Origin of the sequence: Catenulispora subtropica (assembly GCF_039531675.1) — a bacterium.
Classification (GTDB): domain Bacteria; phylum Actinomycetota; class Actinomycetes; order Streptomycetales; family Catenulisporaceae; genus Catenulispora; species Catenulispora subtropica.
Genome location: NZ_BAAAQM010000012.1, coordinates 57,880 through 74,729, shown reverse-complemented (window position 1 = coordinate 74,729; position 16,850 = coordinate 57,880). Strand labels below are relative to the sequence as shown.

15 protein-coding genes are annotated in these 16,850 nt (G+C 71.4%); 10 read left to right on the top strand and 5 right to left on the bottom strand.

Annotation, left to right across the window (positions count from 1 at the left end):
• Nucleotides 1-7: 7 nt before the first annotated feature.
• The gene (locus ABD466_RS12905) at nt 8-1,426 is read right to left on the bottom strand and encodes an SGNH/GDSL hydrolase family protein (protein ID WP_344657234.1); all 1,419 of its coding nucleotides are present in this window, start codon (nt 1,424-1,426) and stop codon (nt 8-10) included.
• Here ABD466_RS12905 and ABD466_RS12900 point away from each other — a divergent pair.
• From ABD466_RS12900 to ABD466_RS12875, 6 genes are all read left to right on the top strand, one after another.
• Nucleotides 1,413-1,631 (top strand): hypothetical protein, encoded by a 219-nt coding sequence (locus tag ABD466_RS12900; RefSeq protein WP_344657233.1) that lies wholly within the window; start codon nt 1,413-1,415, stop codon nt 1,629-1,631. The genes ABD466_RS12905 and ABD466_RS12900 overlap by 14 nt on opposite strands.
• Entirely contained in the window at nt 1,615-1,974 is a 360-nt protein-coding gene (locus tag ABD466_RS12895) for a carboxymuconolactone decarboxylase (protein ID WP_344657232.1), read from the top strand. The genes ABD466_RS12900 and ABD466_RS12895 overlap by 17 nt, the downstream gene beginning before the upstream one ends.
• A 28-nt stretch (nt 1,975-2,002) precedes the next feature.
• The gene (locus tag ABD466_RS12890; protein WP_344657231.1) at nt 2,003-2,524 is read left to right on the top strand and encodes a hypothetical protein; all 522 of its coding nucleotides are present in this window, start codon (nt 2,003-2,005) and stop codon (nt 2,522-2,524) included.
• A 95-nt stretch (nt 2,525-2,619) separates the two neighbouring features.
• Nucleotides 2,620-3,339: a response regulator transcription factor gene (locus ABD466_RS12885; RefSeq protein ID WP_344657326.1), complete on the top strand. Its 720-nt coding sequence runs from the start codon at nt 2,620-2,622 to the stop codon at nt 3,337-3,339.
• Nucleotides 3,340-3,433: 94 nt separating this feature from the next.
• Complete coding sequence (locus ABD466_RS12880) at nt 3,434-4,882, top strand: sensor histidine kinase (RefSeq protein WP_344657230.1); 1,449 nt, start codon at nt 3,434-3,436, stop codon at nt 4,880-4,882.
• A 128-nt stretch (nt 4,883-5,010) separates the two neighbouring features.
• Nucleotides 5,011-7,176, top strand: coding sequence for an MMPL family transporter (locus ABD466_RS12875; protein ID WP_344657229.1), 2,166 nt, complete (start codon nt 5,011-5,013; stop codon nt 7,174-7,176).
• 64 nt (nt 7,177-7,240) lie between these two features.
• Here the strand turns inward: ABD466_RS12875 and ABD466_RS12870 are convergent, their stop codons facing one another.
• Nucleotides 7,241-8,080 (bottom strand): SDR family NAD(P)-dependent oxidoreductase, encoded by an 840-nt coding sequence (locus tag ABD466_RS12870; protein ID WP_344657228.1) that lies wholly within the window; start codon nt 8,078-8,080, stop codon nt 7,241-7,243.
• An 89-nt stretch (nt 8,081-8,169) separates the two neighbouring features.
• Nucleotides 8,170-9,009, bottom strand: a complete 840-nt coding sequence (locus ABD466_RS12865) for a MaoC/PaaZ C-terminal domain-containing protein (protein WP_344657227.1) — start codon at nt 9,007-9,009, stop codon at nt 8,170-8,172.
• Nucleotides 9,010-9,111: 102 nt separating this feature from the next.
• Between ABD466_RS12865 and ABD466_RS12860 the strand changes: the two genes are divergently transcribed.
• Together ABD466_RS12860 and ABD466_RS12855 are read left to right on the top strand one after the other, a co-directional pair.
• Nucleotides 9,112-9,585, top strand: coding sequence for an SCP2 sterol-binding domain-containing protein (locus tag ABD466_RS12860; RefSeq protein WP_344657226.1), 474 nt, complete (start codon nt 9,112-9,114; stop codon nt 9,583-9,585).
• Between the two features lie 497 nt (nt 9,586-10,082).
• Nucleotides 10,083-12,776 (top strand): galactose-binding domain-containing protein, encoded by a 2,694-nt coding sequence (locus ABD466_RS12855; protein ID WP_344657225.1) that lies wholly within the window; start codon nt 10,083-10,085, stop codon nt 12,774-12,776.
• Between the two features lie 55 nt (nt 12,777-12,831).
• Here ABD466_RS12855 and ABD466_RS12850 read toward each other — a convergent pair whose 3' ends face one another.
• Both ABD466_RS12850 and ABD466_RS12845 read right to left on the bottom strand, forming a co-directional pair.
• Nucleotides 12,832-13,197, bottom strand: a complete 366-nt coding sequence (locus tag ABD466_RS12850) for a VOC family protein (RefSeq protein WP_344657224.1) — start codon at nt 13,195-13,197, stop codon at nt 12,832-12,834.
• A gap of 151 nt (nt 13,198-13,348) precedes the next feature.
• The gene (locus tag ABD466_RS12845; protein ID WP_344657223.1) at nt 13,349-14,890 is read right to left on the bottom strand and encodes an MFS transporter; all 1,542 of its coding nucleotides are present in this window, start codon (nt 14,888-14,890) and stop codon (nt 13,349-13,351) included.
• Nucleotides 14,891-15,029: 139 nt separating this feature from the next.
• Here ABD466_RS12845 and ABD466_RS12840 point away from each other — a divergent pair, with 139 nt between their 5' ends.
• A complete protein-coding gene (locus ABD466_RS12840) occupies nt 15,030-15,656 on the top strand; it encodes a TetR/AcrR family transcriptional regulator (protein WP_344657222.1) in 627 nt (208 codons plus the stop codon).
• Nucleotides 15,657-15,818: 162 nt separating this feature from the next.
• Nucleotides 15,819-16,694 (top strand): DUF2797 domain-containing protein, encoded by an 876-nt coding sequence (locus tag ABD466_RS12835; protein ID WP_344657221.1) that lies wholly within the window; start codon nt 15,819-15,821, stop codon nt 16,692-16,694.
• Nucleotides 16,695-16,850: the final 156 nt, after the last annotated feature.

The window sequence follows — 16,850 nt, the reverse complement described above, 5'->3', positions numbered from 1 at the left end:
ACCTCCCTCACTTGGCAACGGACAGGGCTCGCTGATCGGCCAGCGCTACAGCTAGTTCCCCGGCGGCGGTGGGGTGCAAAGGTGCGCGGTCTTTGGGCCCCTGTACAAAGGGCTGGGTGCTGCACAGTGTGTGGCCCGCGAACGACGGCTGCACCGAGATGAACCCCGCGGCGTCGGCGCCCTGGCTGAGCGCGGTGTTGAGCTGGCCGAGGCGGTTCTGGAGGGTCTTGGCCTTGGTGGAGTCGACGCCCAGGGGGCCGAGGCAGCCGATGTCCGAGCCGAACGGATCGTAGTACTGGTTCACGATCACGGTGGGGTGGTTCGGCAGGGCGGCGAGCTGGGTGAGCAGCTCGCGGTAGTCCAGGACGAACTGGGCCATCTGCTGCTGGAAGTAGGCGTCGGTGGCCCGGTCGTCGCAGTTCGGGCTGGCCGCGCACAGCTTGGTCAGGTCGGCCCAGTGCAGGTCGTCGGCACCGACGCCGACGATGACCACCAGCGCCTTCGGCGCGCGCTCGAGCTGGGCGAGCTGGGGCGGGGCGGTGTGGGACCCGGACTGCTGGGGGCCGATGAGCCCGTCGCGGATGGTCGCGCCCGAACAGGCGAGGTTCAGGACGTGCCAGGCGTTGACCTGGGCCAGCTGCTCGGCGTAGGAGTCGGCGCTGCGGCCGCAGGCCTGGTCGAGGGCGTCCGGGGCGGGCAGGGGCCGGTTGCCGACGCCCGCGGCGGTGGAGTCGCCCACCACGACGGCCTGGACCTCGCCCAGCGACGGTCCCGCGACCGGTGCCACGGGCGTCGCGGGGCTGCGCCCGACCAGGTCGGACAGCGAGTGCACGTGCCGCAGCGCCGCGGGGGTCCCGGACGCGAGCAGGCTGAACCCCACGAGGTTCACGACGCTCATCGCCACCGCCCCCGTGGCCAGCACCACCGCGCTCCGGCGCAGCGAATAGCGCCGGACCCCGGTCACCGCGGTCAGCACCAGCACGACCACGCCGGCGGAGACCGCGCCCTCCCACAGCGCGTACCGCAGCCACCCCGCGGCGAGCTGACGCCCCATCGTGCCCGCGCCCCCGTGCTCGTCGGAGCCGAGCAGCTGGGCCAGCTCGGCGTTCGCGGTGATGTGGGTGAGGCGCAGCCGCGGGCGGACCGGCCCCGGGAACTGCGGTTCGGTGGCGATCGTCTGGCCGAACAGATCCAGCTCGCCCGGCCCGGACAGCCCCCATCCGGGCGAGGCCGCCCCCACCTCGACCGTCTGCCCGGCCGTGCTCACCGACTGCAGAGGCGTCACCCGCACCGCCACCCACAGCGCGGCCAGCAGCAACGCGGCGGCCGCCACCGGAACCGCGGCCACCCCCGCCCATCGGCGCCACGCGGCCCGCGACGGATACCACCTGGCGAACGTCGTGAAGCGGCTCGTGGACGAGGACATGGGTGTCGCATACCCGCGTATTCGCCGCCGTCACAAGGGCCCCGGCCGATGGGGCCGGGTTCACGTCACCTGGGTGGACGCGCAGGGCGATCTTCGAAGGCGCGGCACAGGCAGCATGGCAGAGGCACTCCTGGTGAAGAGCCGTGCCGCCAAGATCGAGCAGTACCTCACCGAAAGGCATCAACACGATGGCTACCACTTCTGACACGCCGGTCCTCGACACCCTCGCCGCGATGACGGTGGACTCCCTCGAACGCTGCGGGATGGACGCGCACCACCTGGTCCTCACACGGCTGGCGGCACTGGCGGCCATGGACGCCCCGCCGATCTCCTACCTGGCGCACGTCGGCCCCGCCCAGGCCGCCGAGGTGACGGCCGAGCAACTGCAGGATCTGCTGGTGGCCATCGCGCCGATCATCGGGACGGCCCGCGTCATGTCGGCGGCGGGACACATCACCGAGGCACTGGGCTTCGCCATCGCGGTCGCCGAGTCCGAGGCCGAAAGCGCGCAGGGCGCGGGCATGACGGGGAAGTCGAAGAAGAAGTAGGCGTCCGGAACCGGGTGATCACACTGACGTGGTCGACAACGACCCGGCGTCGCACCGCGACCCGGCGTCGGCCGAAGCAGTCGGCCGGCGCCGGGCGGCTGGTATCTACGGCGCCATCGTCACGGCCGCGATCTTCGCCGCGTCCTCCGGCCTGACCACGGCGGCCCTCGTGGTCGCGGTCGTCGTCACCCTGGTCGTCTACTGGCTGGCCGAGGAGTACGCCGAACTGCTGGGCGAACAGATCGAGGAAGGACGCCTGCCCTCCCTCCGCCGGATCGGCGGCGCGCTGGCCGGCACCTGGCCGATGGTCACGGCTTCGTTCCTGCCCCTGGCCGCGGCGGTGATCGCCCGCCTGTCCGGGGCGTCGAACCTGGTGGCGGCGAACGCGGGGCTGGCGGTCGTCGTGGTCCTGCTCGCCGTGCACAGCTGGTCGGCGGCCAGGGCGGCTCAGCTGACCGGGTGGCGGCTGATGGGCGCGACGGCGACGGCGGTGGGGCTGGGGCTGACCATGATCGGTTTGAAGAACTTCGTCTTGCTGAACCTGCATTAGGGGCGGGCGCCCCTTCACAGCCCGCTCACAGCTGACCGGTCCATAATCGGCACCACGACACCGGCCGGCGAGGGGGAGCGACAACGGTGACCGCGATCAACGGCAGTGCCAAGGCCGGGCGTGCCGGGCGGCACGAAGCCCGGGTGCTGGTGGTCGACGACGAGCAGTCGATCACCGACCTCGTCGGGCTGGCCCTGCGGTACGAGGGCTTCGACGTCGCGGTCGCGGCGACCGGCCGGGAGGCGTTGGCGCAGGCCGCCGCCTTCTCGCCCGATCTGGTCGTGCTGGACGTGCTGCTTCCGGATCTGACCGGTCTGGAGGTCTGCTCCCGGCTGCGGGCCGGCGGGCGGCCGTTGCCGGTGGTCTTCCTCACGGCGCGGGACGCCACCGAGGACAAGGTCGCCGGGCTGACGATCGGTGGGGACGACTACGTCACCAAGCCGTTCGCGCTCGACGAGCTGGTGGCGCGGATCCGTGCCGTGCTGCGGCGGACCCGGCCGGCGCTGGAGGACGGTCGTCTGGAGTACGCCGACCTGGTCGTGGACGAGGAGGCCCACGAGGCGCGGCGGGCCGGCGAGCGTCTGGACCTGACCCCGACCGAGTTCAGCTTGCTGCGTTACCTGGTGCTGAACGCCGGCCGGGTGCTGTCGAAGGCGCAGATTCTCGACCACGTGTGGCAGTACGACTTCGGCGGCAGTGACAACGTCGTCGAGACCTACATCTCCTACCTGCGCAAGAAGGTGGACCGGTTCGAACCTCCGATGATCCACACGGTGCGCCATGTCGGCTATGTGTTGCGGTTGCCCCGTGACTAGCACCAGCCGGTCCGGGCTCCGGCCGATGCGCGAGCCGGACCCGTCCGCTGGGTTCCGGCAGCGACCGAAGCGGACGTCACGCCTACCGCCTCGTGTGATCCGTCTCCTCTGGCCGAAGTCGCTGGCCGGCCGCCTCATGGTCCTCGTCCTGAAGTCGTTGGGCGTCAGCCTGTCGATCGCCTGTCTCGGGACCTTTCTGTGGATGCGCAGCTTCCTCCTCGACCGCGTGGACGGGCAGCTCGCCGACAGCGCGGCGTTCGCGAAGTCCGCCATCGCCCAGCGCGTCGCGGTGGGGGAGCCGCCGCCGGCCTCCGGCCTCGCGGACGGCTTCGCCCCCCAGTGGCGGTCGATGGCGCTGGCCGGGCTGGTCCCGGCCAGCGCCGAGATCCGCGACCCGGCGAACCGGACGGTCGAGGTGATCGCCTCCGGGCACCCGGCGCCGGCGCTCCCCGCGGACCCGGCCGCCCGGATTCCGGCGGGGGCCGACCATGCGGACTTCGACCTGCGCGGGTCGACGACCGGCGGCGGCGACCGGTTCCGGATCCGGGTGGACCGGCTGCCGGACGGGGGGTCGCTGGTGCTGGCCATGCCGGTCGGCGACCTGCACCGGACGCTGACCCAGCTGGAGGTCATCGAAGCGGCGTTGTGGTGTGTGGCGTTCGCGGTCGTCGGCTGGATCGTGACCCGCAGCATCAAGGGCGCGCTGCGGCCGCTGGACCGGATCGGCGCCGAGGCGCTGGCGATCCGGGCCGGTGATCTGGACCGCCGCGTGACGCCGACCGATCCGCAGACCGAGGTCGGGCGGCTCGGGATCGCGGTGAACACGATGCTGGGCCGGTTGGAGGCGGCGTTCGTCGAGCGGGAGGCCTCCGAGGACCGGTTGCGGCGGTTCGTCGCCGACGCCTCGCACGAGTTGCGGACCCCGCTGACGTCGATCCGCGGCTACGCCGAGCTGTTCCGGCGCGGTGCGGCCGACCGTCCCCGGGATCTGGCGCTGGCGATGGCGCGGATCGAGTCCGAGGCGGCGCGGATGGGCGCCCTGGTCGATGAGCTCCTGCTGCTCGCGCGGCTGGACTCCGGCCGGGCGCTGGCGCACGAGCCGGTCGACCTGGTCCGGCTGGCCGTGGAGGCGATCGCCGACTTCCGGGTGACCACTCCCGACCGTCCGGTCGAGCTGGTGGCCGACCCGGTCGTGGTGCACGGTGACCAGGACCGGCTGCGCCAGGTGCTCGCGAACCTGCTGGCCAACCTCCGCCGGCACACCCCCGCGGGCACGTCGGCCCGGCTGACGGTCGGCTCCCGCGCCGCCGCCGCCGTCATCGAGCTCGCGGACACCGGCCCGGGTCTGACCGCGGACCAGTGCACGAAGGTCTTCGAACGCTTCTACCGCGTGGACGCGGCCCGGACCCGCTCCGGTGAGGCCGGTGCCGGGCTCGGCCTGGCCATCGTCGCCGCGGTCGCCGAGGCCCACGGCGGTGTGGCCGAAGCCCGCCCGAACCCTGGCGGCGGACTGGTCATCAGCATCCGGATCCCCCTGGCGTGAGCGGCGCCGACCTGCGGCGTCGGCCGGTTCACAGCGCGCTCACAGCCGCGCCACAGCTCCCGCGCATCTGAGCCCGCTGTCATGGTCGGCGAACCGGAAACCGCGTTTGTGGAGGGGAAGCCAACACGATGGAAGCGTTGTCGAACTTCGTGGTCAGACATCGCCGGCTTGTCGCCCTGGTATGGCTGGGGGCGTTGATCGCCGGGGTGTTCGCCGCGTCCGGCCTGAGCAGCCGGCTGGATCAGAGTTTTTCCATGCCGGGCCAGAAGGGCTACGCCGCGAACCAGGCCGTCTTGAAACAGTACGGGAACGGCGCGGGACAGGAACCGCTGGTGCCGGTGCTGACCGTCCCCGCCGGGACGACCGTCGACGACCCGGCCGGCGCAGCGGCGGTGGCCAAGGCGTTCGCGGCCGTCGCCGCTTTGCCGGGCTACCGGGTCGTCTCCTACGCCGACACCCATGACCCGGTGTTCGTCTCCGCCGACCGCCGGACCACCTTCGCGCTGGTCTATCCGAAGCTGCCGCCGCACAGTGAGGCCGCCGCGGCGGTGGGCGCCGCCGCGGACCAGGTCGCGGCCACGCTGCGCCCGAACCTGCCGGCCGGCGTCAAGGCCGATGTGACCGGGATGGTCCCGCTGGCTCTCGGCTCGGGGTCCGGCGGCGGCCCCGGCGTGCTGGCCGAGACCCTGATCGGGGGGATCGGCGCGCTGGCCGTCCTGGTCTTCGTGTTCGCCTCGTTCCTGGCGCTGGTCCCGCTGATCGTCGCGGCGGTGTCGATCCTGACCTCGTTCCTGGTGATCTTCGGCCTCACCGAGATCATGAAGGTGAGCTCGCTGGTCCAGTTCCTGGTCGCGCTGATCGGCCTGGGCGTGGCCATCGACTACTCGCTGCTGCTGGTCACCCGGTGGCGCGAGGAACTGGCGCAGGGCCGGGACAGCGAGACCGCGGTCCACAACGCCATGGCCACCGCCGGCCGGGCCGTCGCGTTCAGCGGTGTGACCGTCGGGCTGGGCCTGGTCGCCCTGGTGCTGCTGCCGGTGCCGTTCCTGCGCTCGATGGGCGTCGGCGGCATGGTCATCCCGCTGATCAGCGTGGCGGTGACGCTGACCCTGGTGCCGGCGCTGCTGGCCGGCGCCGGACGCCGCCTGGACTGGCCGCGGCTGCGCACCGAGGGACGCGCGGCGCGCGGCTGGACCGGCTGGGCGCGGTTCGTCGTCCGCCACCGGCTGGTCGCCGCCGTCACCGCCCTCCTGCTGCTGGGCGTCCTGGGAGGCAACGCACTGACGATGAAGTTCGGCGATCCCAAGCCGACGTCGCTGGCCCAGTCCGGCCCGGCCCGCGCGGGCCTGGACGCCCTGCGCGGTGCGGGGATCCCGACCGGCGTGCTGACCCCGATCGAGGTCGTCGTCCCCTCCGGGGCGGACCGGGCGGCGGTCGCGCGGCAGTTGTCCGGCCTGCCGGGGGTGCGGGCGACGGTGGCCCCGGCCCAGTGGCACTCGGCCGACAGCAGCCTGGTCGACGTCCTCCCGGTGCGGGAGACGATCACGTCCGAGAGCCGCACGCTCGTCGACCAAGTCCGTACGGCCGCCGTGGCCGCCGCGCCCGGCGCCCTGACCGGGGGCTCCGGCGCGCTGACGGCCGACATGGTCTCCGCGATCTACGGGGACTTCCCACAGATGCTCGTGGTGATCGGGGTGGTGACCTTCATCCTGCTGGCCCGGGCCTTCCGCTCGATCGTGCTGCCCCTGAAGGCGGTGCTGCTGAACCTGCTCTCCGTCGGCGCCATCTACGGCGTGGTCACTCTGGTCTGGCAGGACGGCCACGGCTCCCAGGCGATCGGCGGCCTCCCCGCCGCCGGCACCGTCACAGCCTGGATCCCGTTGATGATCTTCGCATTCCTCTACGGCCTGTCCATGGACTACGAGGTCTTCATCCTCGCCCGCATGCGGGAGGAGTACGACAGCACCGGCGACACGACCACGGCCGTCGTCGAGGGCATCGGCCGCACCGGCCGCCTGGTCACCTCCGCCGCGCTGATCCTCTTCCTGGCGTTCGCCTCCCTGGCCGGCGGCCCCGAGGTCCAGCTGAAGGTGTTCGCGACCGGACTCGGCGCCGGGATCCTCCTGGACGCCACGGTGGTCCGGGCCCTGCTCGTCCCGGCCCTGGTCTCCCTGTTCGGCCGGTGGAACTGGTGGCTGCCGGAGTGGGCCGCCAAGGTGCTGCGGGTGCCGAGCTCACCAGTGCGGGAGGGCACGCCCGCGGTGGCGGAGAAGGAGTTGCAGACGGCGGGGTAGCCGGCGTGGACGCGGATACGGGAAAGGGCCGCCCGAAGGCGGCCCCGACCCGTTCCCCGCGACCTCAGGACATCATCCCGATCCACTGCCCGCCGGTCACGTTCAGCACCTGCCCCGAAACGTAGTTCGACCACGGGGAGCACAGGAAGAACACCCCGCCCGCGGCCTCCTCCGGCGTGCCGGGCCGGCCCAGGGGGATCAGGAACGACGTCGCGCCGACCATCGCCTCCGGGATGCCCAGCTGCACCGTCTCGCCGCCGATGGTCATGGTGTTGTCGTCGGTCTTGGCGGCGGTGAGGCGGGTCTCGATGTGGCCGAAGGCCACCGCGTTGACGTTGACCTTGAACTGGCCCCACTCCTTGGCCAGGGTCTTGGTCAGACCGACGACGGCGGACTTGGCGGCGCTGTAGTTGGCCTGGCCGGCGTTGCCCATGGTGCCGGAGACCGAGGAGATGTTGACGATCTTGCGGAAGACCTCGACGCCCTGCTCGCGCTCCTGCTTGGCCGGGTCGCGGAAGTAGGGGGCGGCCGCGCGGATCGTGCGGAAGGGGACGACGGTGTGGATGTCCAGCATGCGCTGGAACCAGTCGTCGGTCATCAGGTGGATCGGCTTGTCGAGGGTGTAGCCGGCGTTGTTGACCAGGATGTCGATCTTGCCGAAGCTGTCGACGGCCTTCGCGACCAGGGCCTCCGGGACGCCCTCGGCGGTGAGGTCGCCGCCGAAGACCGCGGTGTCGCCCCCGTGCGCCTTGGCGATCTCGGCCGCGGTCTCGGCCGCGACGTCCGCGTCCAGGTCGTTGATCAGGACGCCGGCGCCCTGCGAGGCCAACAGGTCGGCGGTGGCCCGCCCGATGCCGCGCGCCGATCCGGTGACGATCGCGACCTTGCCGTCCAGGACTCCCATGCTGCTCCTCGGCTCCTCAATCAGTGTGTGGTTGTGCGGGTTCTGACAAGCTGCGGTGCGTTGTGGCGCGCCGCGGTGCGCGGTCCGGGTCAGGACCCGAACACCGCCAGGCCGTCCTTGATCACGACGACGCCGGCGTCGGACGCGGTCTCGAACGCGAACGCCCCGGCCGCCCCCGCCGCCCACACCCGGGTGGCGATGTCCTGCCCGGGCAGCACCGGCTTGGCGAAGCGTACGGCCAGCCGCTTCAGGGTGCGAGGGTCGGCCTCTGCGACGCCGGTCACAGCGTGCGAGACGAAGGCCATCGTGCACAGACCGTGGTTGATGACGCCCGGCAGCCCGACCGCGCGCGCGAAGTCCTCGTCCAGGTGGATCGGGTTGTGGTCGCCGGACGGTTCGGCGTAGCGCACCGGCTGGTCGGCGTCCACGTGCTGCTTCGCCTCGCCCACCGGCTCGGTGGCGCGCACCGCCTCCTCCAGCGCGTGCCCCGGCGCCTGCTCCCCGCCCGGCTCCTGGCCCTGCGCGCCGCGGAAGAACGTCGACATCCACTGCTCGTTCACGAGCTCGCCGTCCGCGGTGCGGGTCTGCGACTTCACCGCCACCACCACGCCGGCCGACGTCTGCCGCACGCCCACCGGCGCCGAGCGGGTCACCAGCTCCATCCCCGGGGTGATCGGCCGGTGGTAGAAGAAGTCCTGCCCGCCGTGCACGAGCATCATCAACAGCTCCGGCGGGGCCACCGCCAGCACCGCCTCCGCACTGGACTCGAACGCCGGCACCACCGCGAACACCGGCGGGGCCAGCTCGCCGGCGACGTGCGCGGCGACCGGGTCGTTGGTCGCGGCGGCGTAGGCGGCGACGCGCTCCCGCCCGACGGTGAAGTGCTTCGGCTCGGTCCAGACGCCGAGCGCCTCCAGGTTGAAGCTCATTTCGGTTGCCCCCTTGCGGACGCCGCGTCGGCGGAGAACACTGTGACGCAACTGAACGTACCGTAGAACGACGTAACGATCCAGAGGGGAAACCAGCGCGCCATGACTGAGACTTCCGGGACGTCCGGCCTGCCCGTCGAACTCGCCGGCTCCGACCCGAACCAGCTCGCCGGCATGGTCGGCCAGCTCTCCGACGCCGAGCTGCGCGAGGTGCTCTCCGACGGCGGACTGCGCGGTCAGGTGCTCGACGAGATCTTCCGCCGCATGGGCGACCACTTCCGCGCCGACAAGGCCAAGGGGCAGACCGTCGCGGTGCACTTCGTGATCACCGGCGGCCCGGACGGCGGCAAGGACACCTACCAGGCCTTCATCAAGGACGGCGTCTGCACCACCTCCAAGGAGCTCACCGAGCACCCGCGCGCCACCATCACCGCCGACGGCGTGCCGTTCCTGCGGCTGGTCACCGGCGGTGCCGGCGGCGTCGAGCTGTTCCTGAAGGGCAAGCTCAAGGTCGGCGGCGACATGATGTTCGCCGCGTCCGTGGCGGGGTGGTTCGCGATTCCGGGCGGCAAATAGCCCATCATGGACACTGCGTGCCGCGACGCGGCGCGTGGACGGCCTCGGGGGGTCGTCCGCGCGCCGCGTCGCCGTCGTTCGGCGGCTTGGAGCGCCGGGGCGGCCAGGCCGTGAGGCCGTGATCCTGCGTGGCGGCGTCGAGCCCGCGGAGCAGGGCGCCGCCGCCGCAGCGGGCGGTGCGGGGCCCGCTGGTCGACGGCGACGTCGTCCATCGCCCGCAGGCGGCCCCTCGATCGGGTCGCGAAGAGGTGGGTCTTGCGCCTGACACGGCCTGGAGTCTTTTGCGTGCGGACTGCGCAATACGGATCGAAGTCACGCCGAAACGCACGCGACCGAGCACGATTTTCGTCTCTGAGTATTGACACCCTCGATCGGCGCGTGTTCCATGACGCTTACCGCTCGTTTTGTTGAAGCGGGCAACAAATCAGGACGATGTCCTGACCCGCGCACGCCTCGCCACACATCCCGCCCTCATCCCTCAAGAGGCAGGTTCATCGATGCGTACGATCAGGCTGCTGACAGCGGCGGCGCTCGCCGCGGCCGGCAGCGTCCCCGCCACGGCCCTCCTGACGGCGTCCGCGGCGCATGCCGCCTCGGCGCCACCGCGAACCGTCCCCGCCCTGAAGTCCTGGACCGCCGCCTCCGGCTCGTTCACCTGGGGCCCGACCAGCCGCGTCGTCGTCGATCCGGCGTTCGCCGGCCAGCTGGCCGGGGACGCGAACACCTTCGCCGCCGACCTGTCGGCCCTGGAGAACCGCACCGTCACCGTGACCACCGGAACCGCCGGGCCCGGCGACGTCCTGCTCACCCTGGGCGGGAGCCAGCCGGCCGAGGGCTACAGCCTGACCGTCGGGGCCTCCGTCACGGTCCAGGGCAGCACCACGACCGGCGAGTTCTGGGGCACTCGGTCCGTCCTGCAACTGCTGCATCAGGGGCCGAGCATCCCGGCCGGGACGGCGGCCGACGCCCCCCTGAAGCCGGAGCGCGGCATGTGGATCGACGCCGCGCCGAAGTTCGTCCCCGTCGACTGGATCGAGAACGAGATCCGCGACATGTCCTACCTGAAACTGAACTCCCTGTTCATCGGGTTCGGCACCCGGCTCGTCAGCAGCACCCACCCCGAGATCAAGCCGACCGTCTTCGGGCCGGGGCAGTATTCCAGACAGGACATCGCCGACATCATCGCCGTGGCGAACGCCTACCACGTGGCCGTCGTCCCCGAGATCGACATGCCGGCGCACATGGACGACATCCTGGCCGCCGAGCTGGCCGCCGGGCACGACTACCGCCTCAAGGACGGTTCCGGGAACCCCAGCGGCGGCGGCAACATCGACGTGACGCAGCCGGCCGCCCGGCAGCTGGTCGGCGACCTGCTCAGCGAATACCTGCCGTGGTTCACCAGCTCTCCGTACTGGCACCTCGGCGGCGACGAGATCGGGGACTACTCGTCCACGACGCCCTATACCCAGCTGCTCACCTACGCACGGGCCAACGGCGGCACGACCGCCAAAGACGCCTTCTACATCTTCGTGAACTCGGTGGACTCCCTGGTCAAGGCGGGCGGCAAGACGGCTCGGATGTGGAACGACCGGATCGGCTCGGGCGACGGCACGGTGGCGGTCAACCCCGATGTCGGCGTCGAGTACTGGGTCGCGTCCGGCCAGACCCCGCAACAGCTGGCCGCCGCCGGTCACGTCGTCGCCAACGAGAACCAGGCCGTGACCTACTACACCTACGGGAACCACAAGCCCGACACGGCGGCGCTGTACGCGTGGAATCCGGACACCTTCGACGGCGGTGCGACGATCACCGACGCCGGCGGGAACCCGGGCTCCCGGATCAACGTGTGGCTGGACGACCCGAGCGCGGAGACCTTCGACCAGACCGCGGGCGGCCTGAAGTATCCGTTGCGGACCCTGGCGCAGGTCACGTGGTCGGGGCCGGCGCCGCAGGGCAGCACCTACGCGTCGTTCTTCCCGGTCATGGACCTGATCGGCCGCAACCCGCGATGGCCGGCCATGACCATTCCGGGCGACCTGGCCCAGGGCCGGCCGACCACCGCGTCCAGCGTGCAGGGGACCGACCTCGCGGCGGCGAACGCGACCGGACCCTACGGCTCCGGCCGGTGGTCCAGCCAGTTCTCCGATCCGCAGTGGATCCAGGTCGACCTCGGGTCGGTGCAGACGGTGACCAGGGTCGTGCTGGCCTGGGAGGCCGCCTACGGCAAGCAGTACACGATCGACATGTCGAACGACGGCGTCACCTGGACCACGGTCTCCTCCCAGGCGAACGGCGCCGGCGGCACCGAGACGTTGACCGGGTTCGTCGGCACCGGCCGCTACATCCGGATGAACGGAGTTACGCGCGGCACCCAGTACGGTTATTCGCTCTACGAGTTCGAGGTCTTCAACGACCACAGCCTGGCCGACAACCATCCGACCACCGCGTCTTCGGTGCAGCCGAACACGGGCTACGCCCCGAATCTGGCCACGGACGGCAGTTCGTCGACGCGTTGGTCCAGTGACTTCTCCGACCCGCAGTGGATCCAGATCGACCTCGGTTCCGTCCAGGCCGTGAACCGGGTGGTCCTGGGATGGGAGGCCGCGTACGGCAAGCGGTACACGATCGACATGTCGAACGACGGGGTCGCCTGGACGACGGTGTACACGCAGGATGACGGCGGCGGCGGCACCGAATCCCTGACGGGGTTCGTCGGCACCGGTCGCTATATCCGGATGAACGGAATCGCACGGGGCACCCAGTACGGCTATTCGCTCTACGAGTTCGAAGTCTTCGATGACGACAACCTCGCCTACAGCCGGCCGACCACGGCTTCGTCGGTACAGCCGAGTACGAGCGACACCGCGAGCCTGGCCACGGACGGCAGCGCGTCGACACGGTGGTCCAGTGACTTCTCCGACCCGCAGTGGATCCAGGCCGACCTCGGCTCGGTACAGTCGGTGGGCAGAGTCGTCCTGGCATGGGAGGCCGCTTACGGCAAGGCCTACCAGCTCCAGATGTCGAACGACGGCACCACCTGGGCCACCGTCTACGTCCAGTCCGACGGTGCCGGCGGTACGGAGACTGTGACGGGCCCCATCGGCACCGGACGCTACATCAGGATGCTGGGGACCGCCCGCGGCACCCCGTGGGGCTATTCCCTCTGGTCGTTCCAGGTCTACCAGAGCTGAGCCGGTCGAAGTCGGGATCGGCGGCCCCGGGTCGGCCGATCCCGACGTGGCTCCACTAGTCCTGGATCACCGACAGCCAGTTGCCGGCCGGGTCCTTGAACCACGCGATGAGGGGTCCGCCCTCCCGGCTGATCCCGTCCCGGCCGACGCCGGGCAGCTGCTCGAAGGCGACGCCGCGCTCCTTGAGCTGCTTCACGGTGGCCTCGATGTCCGGGACCGGGAAGTTCAGGATCGTGAAGGTCGCCGGCTTGTGGGCCGGGCCCTTCGGATAGACCAGCACCGGGTTGCCGCCGGAGATCTGGAGGTGGAGCATGCCGTTCTCCTCGGTGACCGGCAGGCCCAGGACTTGGTTGTAGAACTGCTTGGCGGCCGGGATGTCGTCCACTGAGAAGCCGCTGAAGGCCTTCGTGTTCTCGAACATGATGCGACCGTACTCGCCGTTGCCCACGGAGCCGGGGCGCAGCGGGGGGTCGGCCGGGCATTCGGGGGACACGCCGCGGGGCCCGGTCCCAGGTCGCTCCTGGGTCCGGGCCCCGCCGCGCGGTGTGTGTGCCGCCTCCCGGCGGCCGGTGCTACTTCGCGGGGACCGCGTCGCCGACCGGCAGGATCGCGATGTGGTCGGTCTCCTCGGCCAGCTCGATCGCGTGCTCGTCGACCGCCGGCATCGCGTTCTTGCCGGGGAGCAGGAACACGGTGGCGACGGCGGCCAGGACGCCCAGGCCCGCGCCGACCAGCAGCGCCGTGCCGAAGCCGCCGGACAGCGCCTGCGCCGGGTTGTCCCCGGTGCCGAACAGGTGCGAGGTGCGGGCCGAGGCCACCGCGGCCAGGATCGCCAGGCCGAGCGCGCCGCCCACCTGCTGGGAGGTGTTCAGCAGGCCGGAGGCCAGGCCGGACTCCTCCTCGGAGGCGCCGGCGGTGCCGGCGATGGTCAGCGCCACCCAGGCGTGGCCGGCGCCCAGGCCGATCACGACCTGCGGAAGCAGCAAGTCGGTGACGTAGGAGCCGTCGGCCGGCATCCCGGAGGCCCACAGCAGGCCGGCGGCCATGACCACCATGCCGCCGATCGTGGTGGCCTTGATCCCGACCTTGGCCACCAGCTGCCCGGCCACCGTGGCCGCGACCACGATCGCCAGCGCGATCGGCACCAGCGACAGACCGGACTTCAGCGGCGAGTAGCCCAGGACCTGCTGGGTGTAAAGGGTCATGAAGAAGAACGCCGGCATCAGGCCCATGACCTGCAGTACCGAGGCCACGTTCGCGCCGCGCAGCACCGGGCGCCGGAAGATGGACAGCGGCACCAGCGGCATCCGGGTCCGCGCCTCGACCACCACGAAGGCGACCAGCAGCGCCACGCCGACGGCGCCCAGGCCCAGGGTCTCCGGCGAGGTCCAGCCCACCTTCTGGGCGTTGACCAGCACGAACACCACGCTGGCCAGACCCGCGGTCACCGTGAAGGCGCCGGCCAGGTCGAACCCGGTGCGCGGGCCGCTGGGGGCGCCGACCGGCAGCACGCGGGGCGCCACCAGGGCGGCCGCCACGCCGATCGGGACGTTCACCCAGAAGCAGGCCTCCCAGCCGAACCAGTCGGTCAGCATGCCGCCCAGGATCAGGCCCACGGCGCCGCCGGCGCCGGCCACCGCGCCCCAGACGCCCAGCGCCTTGTTGCGCTCGGCCTTCTCGGCGTCGGTGTTGTCCGGGAAGGAGATCAGCAGCAGGGACAGCGCGGCCGGCGAGACCACCGCGGCGGCGAAGCCCTGGATCGCGCGGGCGCCGATCAGCCAGCCGGGGGAGGGCGACAAGGACCCGACCAGCGAGGCCACGGAGAACAGGATCAGGCCGCCCATGAACATCCGGCGGCGTCCGAAGTAGTCGGCCAGCCGCCCGCCCAGGAGCAGGAAGCCGCCGAACATCAAGGTGTAGGCGTTGGTGACCCAGGACAGGTCGTTCTGCGCGAAGCCGAGCCCCTTGACGAGGGAGGGCAGGGCCACGCCGACGATGCCGGCGTCCAGGACCAGGACGAACTGGGTGACCGCGAGCAGGGCCAGGGCCGCTCCGCGGTTGACAGTGCGACCGCCCGATACGGCCGGTGCTGCGCTCTCTGCAACAGCTGACATGAGGTGCATCCCCCTGAAGCGGAAGGTGAGTTACGGTTCCGGTTTATCGGGGACGACAGTACCGGAGGCCTCCCTCCGGTTGTCAAGCGGAACCGGAACTCAACTTCCGCTTCATGGGTGACCGGTGTACCGTTCCACCATGGTCCTCACCCAGTCATCGCCGAACCGCCCCCTGCGCGCCGACGCCCGGCGCAACCGGGAGGCCATCATCACGGCCGCCGACGACCTCTTCCGCACGCAGGGCATGGGCCTGCAGATGGACGAGGTCGCGCAGCGCGCCGGGCTCGGCGTGGGCACGGTCTACCGGCACTTCCCGACCAAGGAGGCGCTGACCGTCGAGCTGGTGGTGCACCGCATGGAGACCGTGATCAACCAGGCCGAGCAGGCGATGGAGACCCAGGCCCCGGCCGTCGCCATCCGCGGCTTCATCCACGCCATGGCCCGCATGATGGGCGAGGACGCCGGCCTGCGCGAGACCTTCCAGGTCCAGTCCACCGCCGACGCCCAGCGTGAGGAGTGCGCGTACTACCGCCAGGACCTGCACGAGCGGAAGTTCGGCCTGGTCCGCCGCGCCCAGGAGGCCGGCATGGTCCGCGCCGACCTCGCGGTCGAGGACTTCGACGCCCTGATGTGCGGCATGGGCCAGTCGATCCTGGCCGGCGGCAACCCCGAGCTGATGGCCGACGTGCTGCTCGTGGGGATGCGGGTGCCGGATGGCGACGGCAGCCAGTGCGGTGCGGCGGACGGCGGCGGGTCGGCGGCCTGACGTTCATCCGCGCTGTCCCACAGCCCGGAACAGAACGTGTCAGTGGCGCCGTCTAGAGTCGTGCCTGTTGCAGCCGCGGCCAGAATGGTAGGCGTGAACGCGAATCCGAACCCTGTCTCAGTACCCGCACCGTCTCCGTCACCCGACCGTCTCTGCACGGGTATGAGCTGGTTCGAGGAACGCCCCGCCCTGACCGCCGTCGAGGGTGACGACCTGCACCTCAAGGCCCTGATGCCGGGGGCGCGCCTGGCGCTGACGTGGTCCGGGCGGCGCCGGTGCATCGGCTGGACCGCGCCGGGCAGCGGGCGTACGGCCTGTGCGGAGGACGCGGACATCGACGCCGGCGCGACCCTGGCCCAGTGCCCCGCGTGCCAGAACCGCGACCACGGACTCGCGATCGCACGCGACCGGGTCACGGACGACGGGCGCACCTATCAGCTGTACCTGGCGTGGTTCGCCCCGGGCATGCTGAAGGTCGGGATCACGGCGGTGCAGCGCGGCGTCGCGCGGCTGCTGGAGCAGGGCGCGATCGGGTACACGCTGATCGCGACGGGATCGCTCCCGGCGATCCGCCGCGCCGAGCTCACCCTGTCCGCCTCGGGACTGGCGAAGGAGCGGTACCGCTCGCGCGCGAAGGTGGAGGCGTGGTGGGGCCTGCCGGAGACGGAAGGGCTGCGCTCGGCACTGACCGAGGCACGGACCAAGGCGCTGCGAATCCTGGCGGACCACACGCTGGAACCGCTGCCGGCCGGCCCGATCGTCGACAACACCGCGTTCTTCGGCCTGCACGACGGAGCCCCGGCGACGTACCACGAGGTCGAGGCCCTGGACGACAGCGGCACGCTGGCGGGCGAGGTGCGCGCCGTGATCGGCAAGCACCTTTTCGTGACCGTCGGCGACGGCGCGCCGCTGTTGCTGGACACACGGCTGCTGGCGGGACGGCACACGATCGCGGCGGGGGAGGGTGCGGCGACCGCCGGGGTGCGGACGGCAGAGCGCCGGCGGCCGTTGGTGTACGACACGCCGACGCTGTTCTGAGGGACCGTTTCGGGCTCAGTGCTCGCGGATGAGGATCTGGATCGCGCGGAGCACGGCGCTGACCCAGGTGCCGATGACGGCTGCCTTCTGCCATTTCTTATCGCTGTGTTCTGCCATGGCCTCACAATGAGGTGAGCACGGAGTGTTGCGGCAGGG

Excerpts from the sequence above, each read along its gene's own strand:
- ABD466_RS12865 (WP_344657227.1), bottom strand. The coding sequence starts at position 9,009 with ATGAGCTTCAACCTGGAGGCGCTCGGCGTCTGGACCGAGCCGAAGCAC.
- ABD466_RS12840 (WP_344657222.1), top strand. The coding sequence starts at position 15,030 with ATGGTCCTCACCCAGTCATCGCCGAACCGCCCCCTGCGCGCCGACGCC.
- ABD466_RS12895 (WP_344657232.1), top strand. The coding sequence starts at position 1,615 with ATGGCTACCACTTCTGACACGCCGGTCCTCGACACCCTCGCCGCGATG.
- ABD466_RS12860 (WP_344657226.1), top strand. The coding sequence starts at position 9,112 with ATGACTGAGACTTCCGGGACGTCCGGCCTGCCCGTCGAACTCGCCGGC.
- ABD466_RS12845 (WP_344657223.1), bottom strand. The coding sequence starts at position 14,890 with ATGTCAGCTGTTGCAGAGAGCGCAGCACCGGCCGTATCGGGCGGTCGC.
- ABD466_RS12870 (WP_344657228.1), bottom strand. The coding sequence starts at position 8,080 with ATGGGAGTCCTGGACGGCAAGGTCGCGATCGTCACCGGATCGGCGCGC.
- ABD466_RS12855 (WP_344657225.1), top strand. The coding sequence starts at position 10,083 with ATGCGTACGATCAGGCTGCTGACAGCGGCGGCGCTCGCCGCGGCCGGC.
- ABD466_RS12850 (WP_344657224.1), bottom strand. The coding sequence starts at position 13,197 with ATGTTCGAGAACACGAAGGCCTTCAGCGGCTTCTCAGTGGACGACATC.
- ABD466_RS12905 (WP_344657234.1), bottom strand. The coding sequence starts at position 1,426 with ATGTCCTCGTCCACGAGCCGCTTCACGACGTTCGCCAGGTGGTATCCG.
- ABD466_RS12875 (WP_344657229.1), top strand. The coding sequence starts at position 5,011 with ATGGAAGCGTTGTCGAACTTCGTGGTCAGACATCGCCGGCTTGTCGCC.
- ABD466_RS12835 (WP_344657221.1), top strand. The coding sequence starts at position 15,819 with ATGAGCTGGTTCGAGGAACGCCCCGCCCTGACCGCCGTCGAGGGTGAC.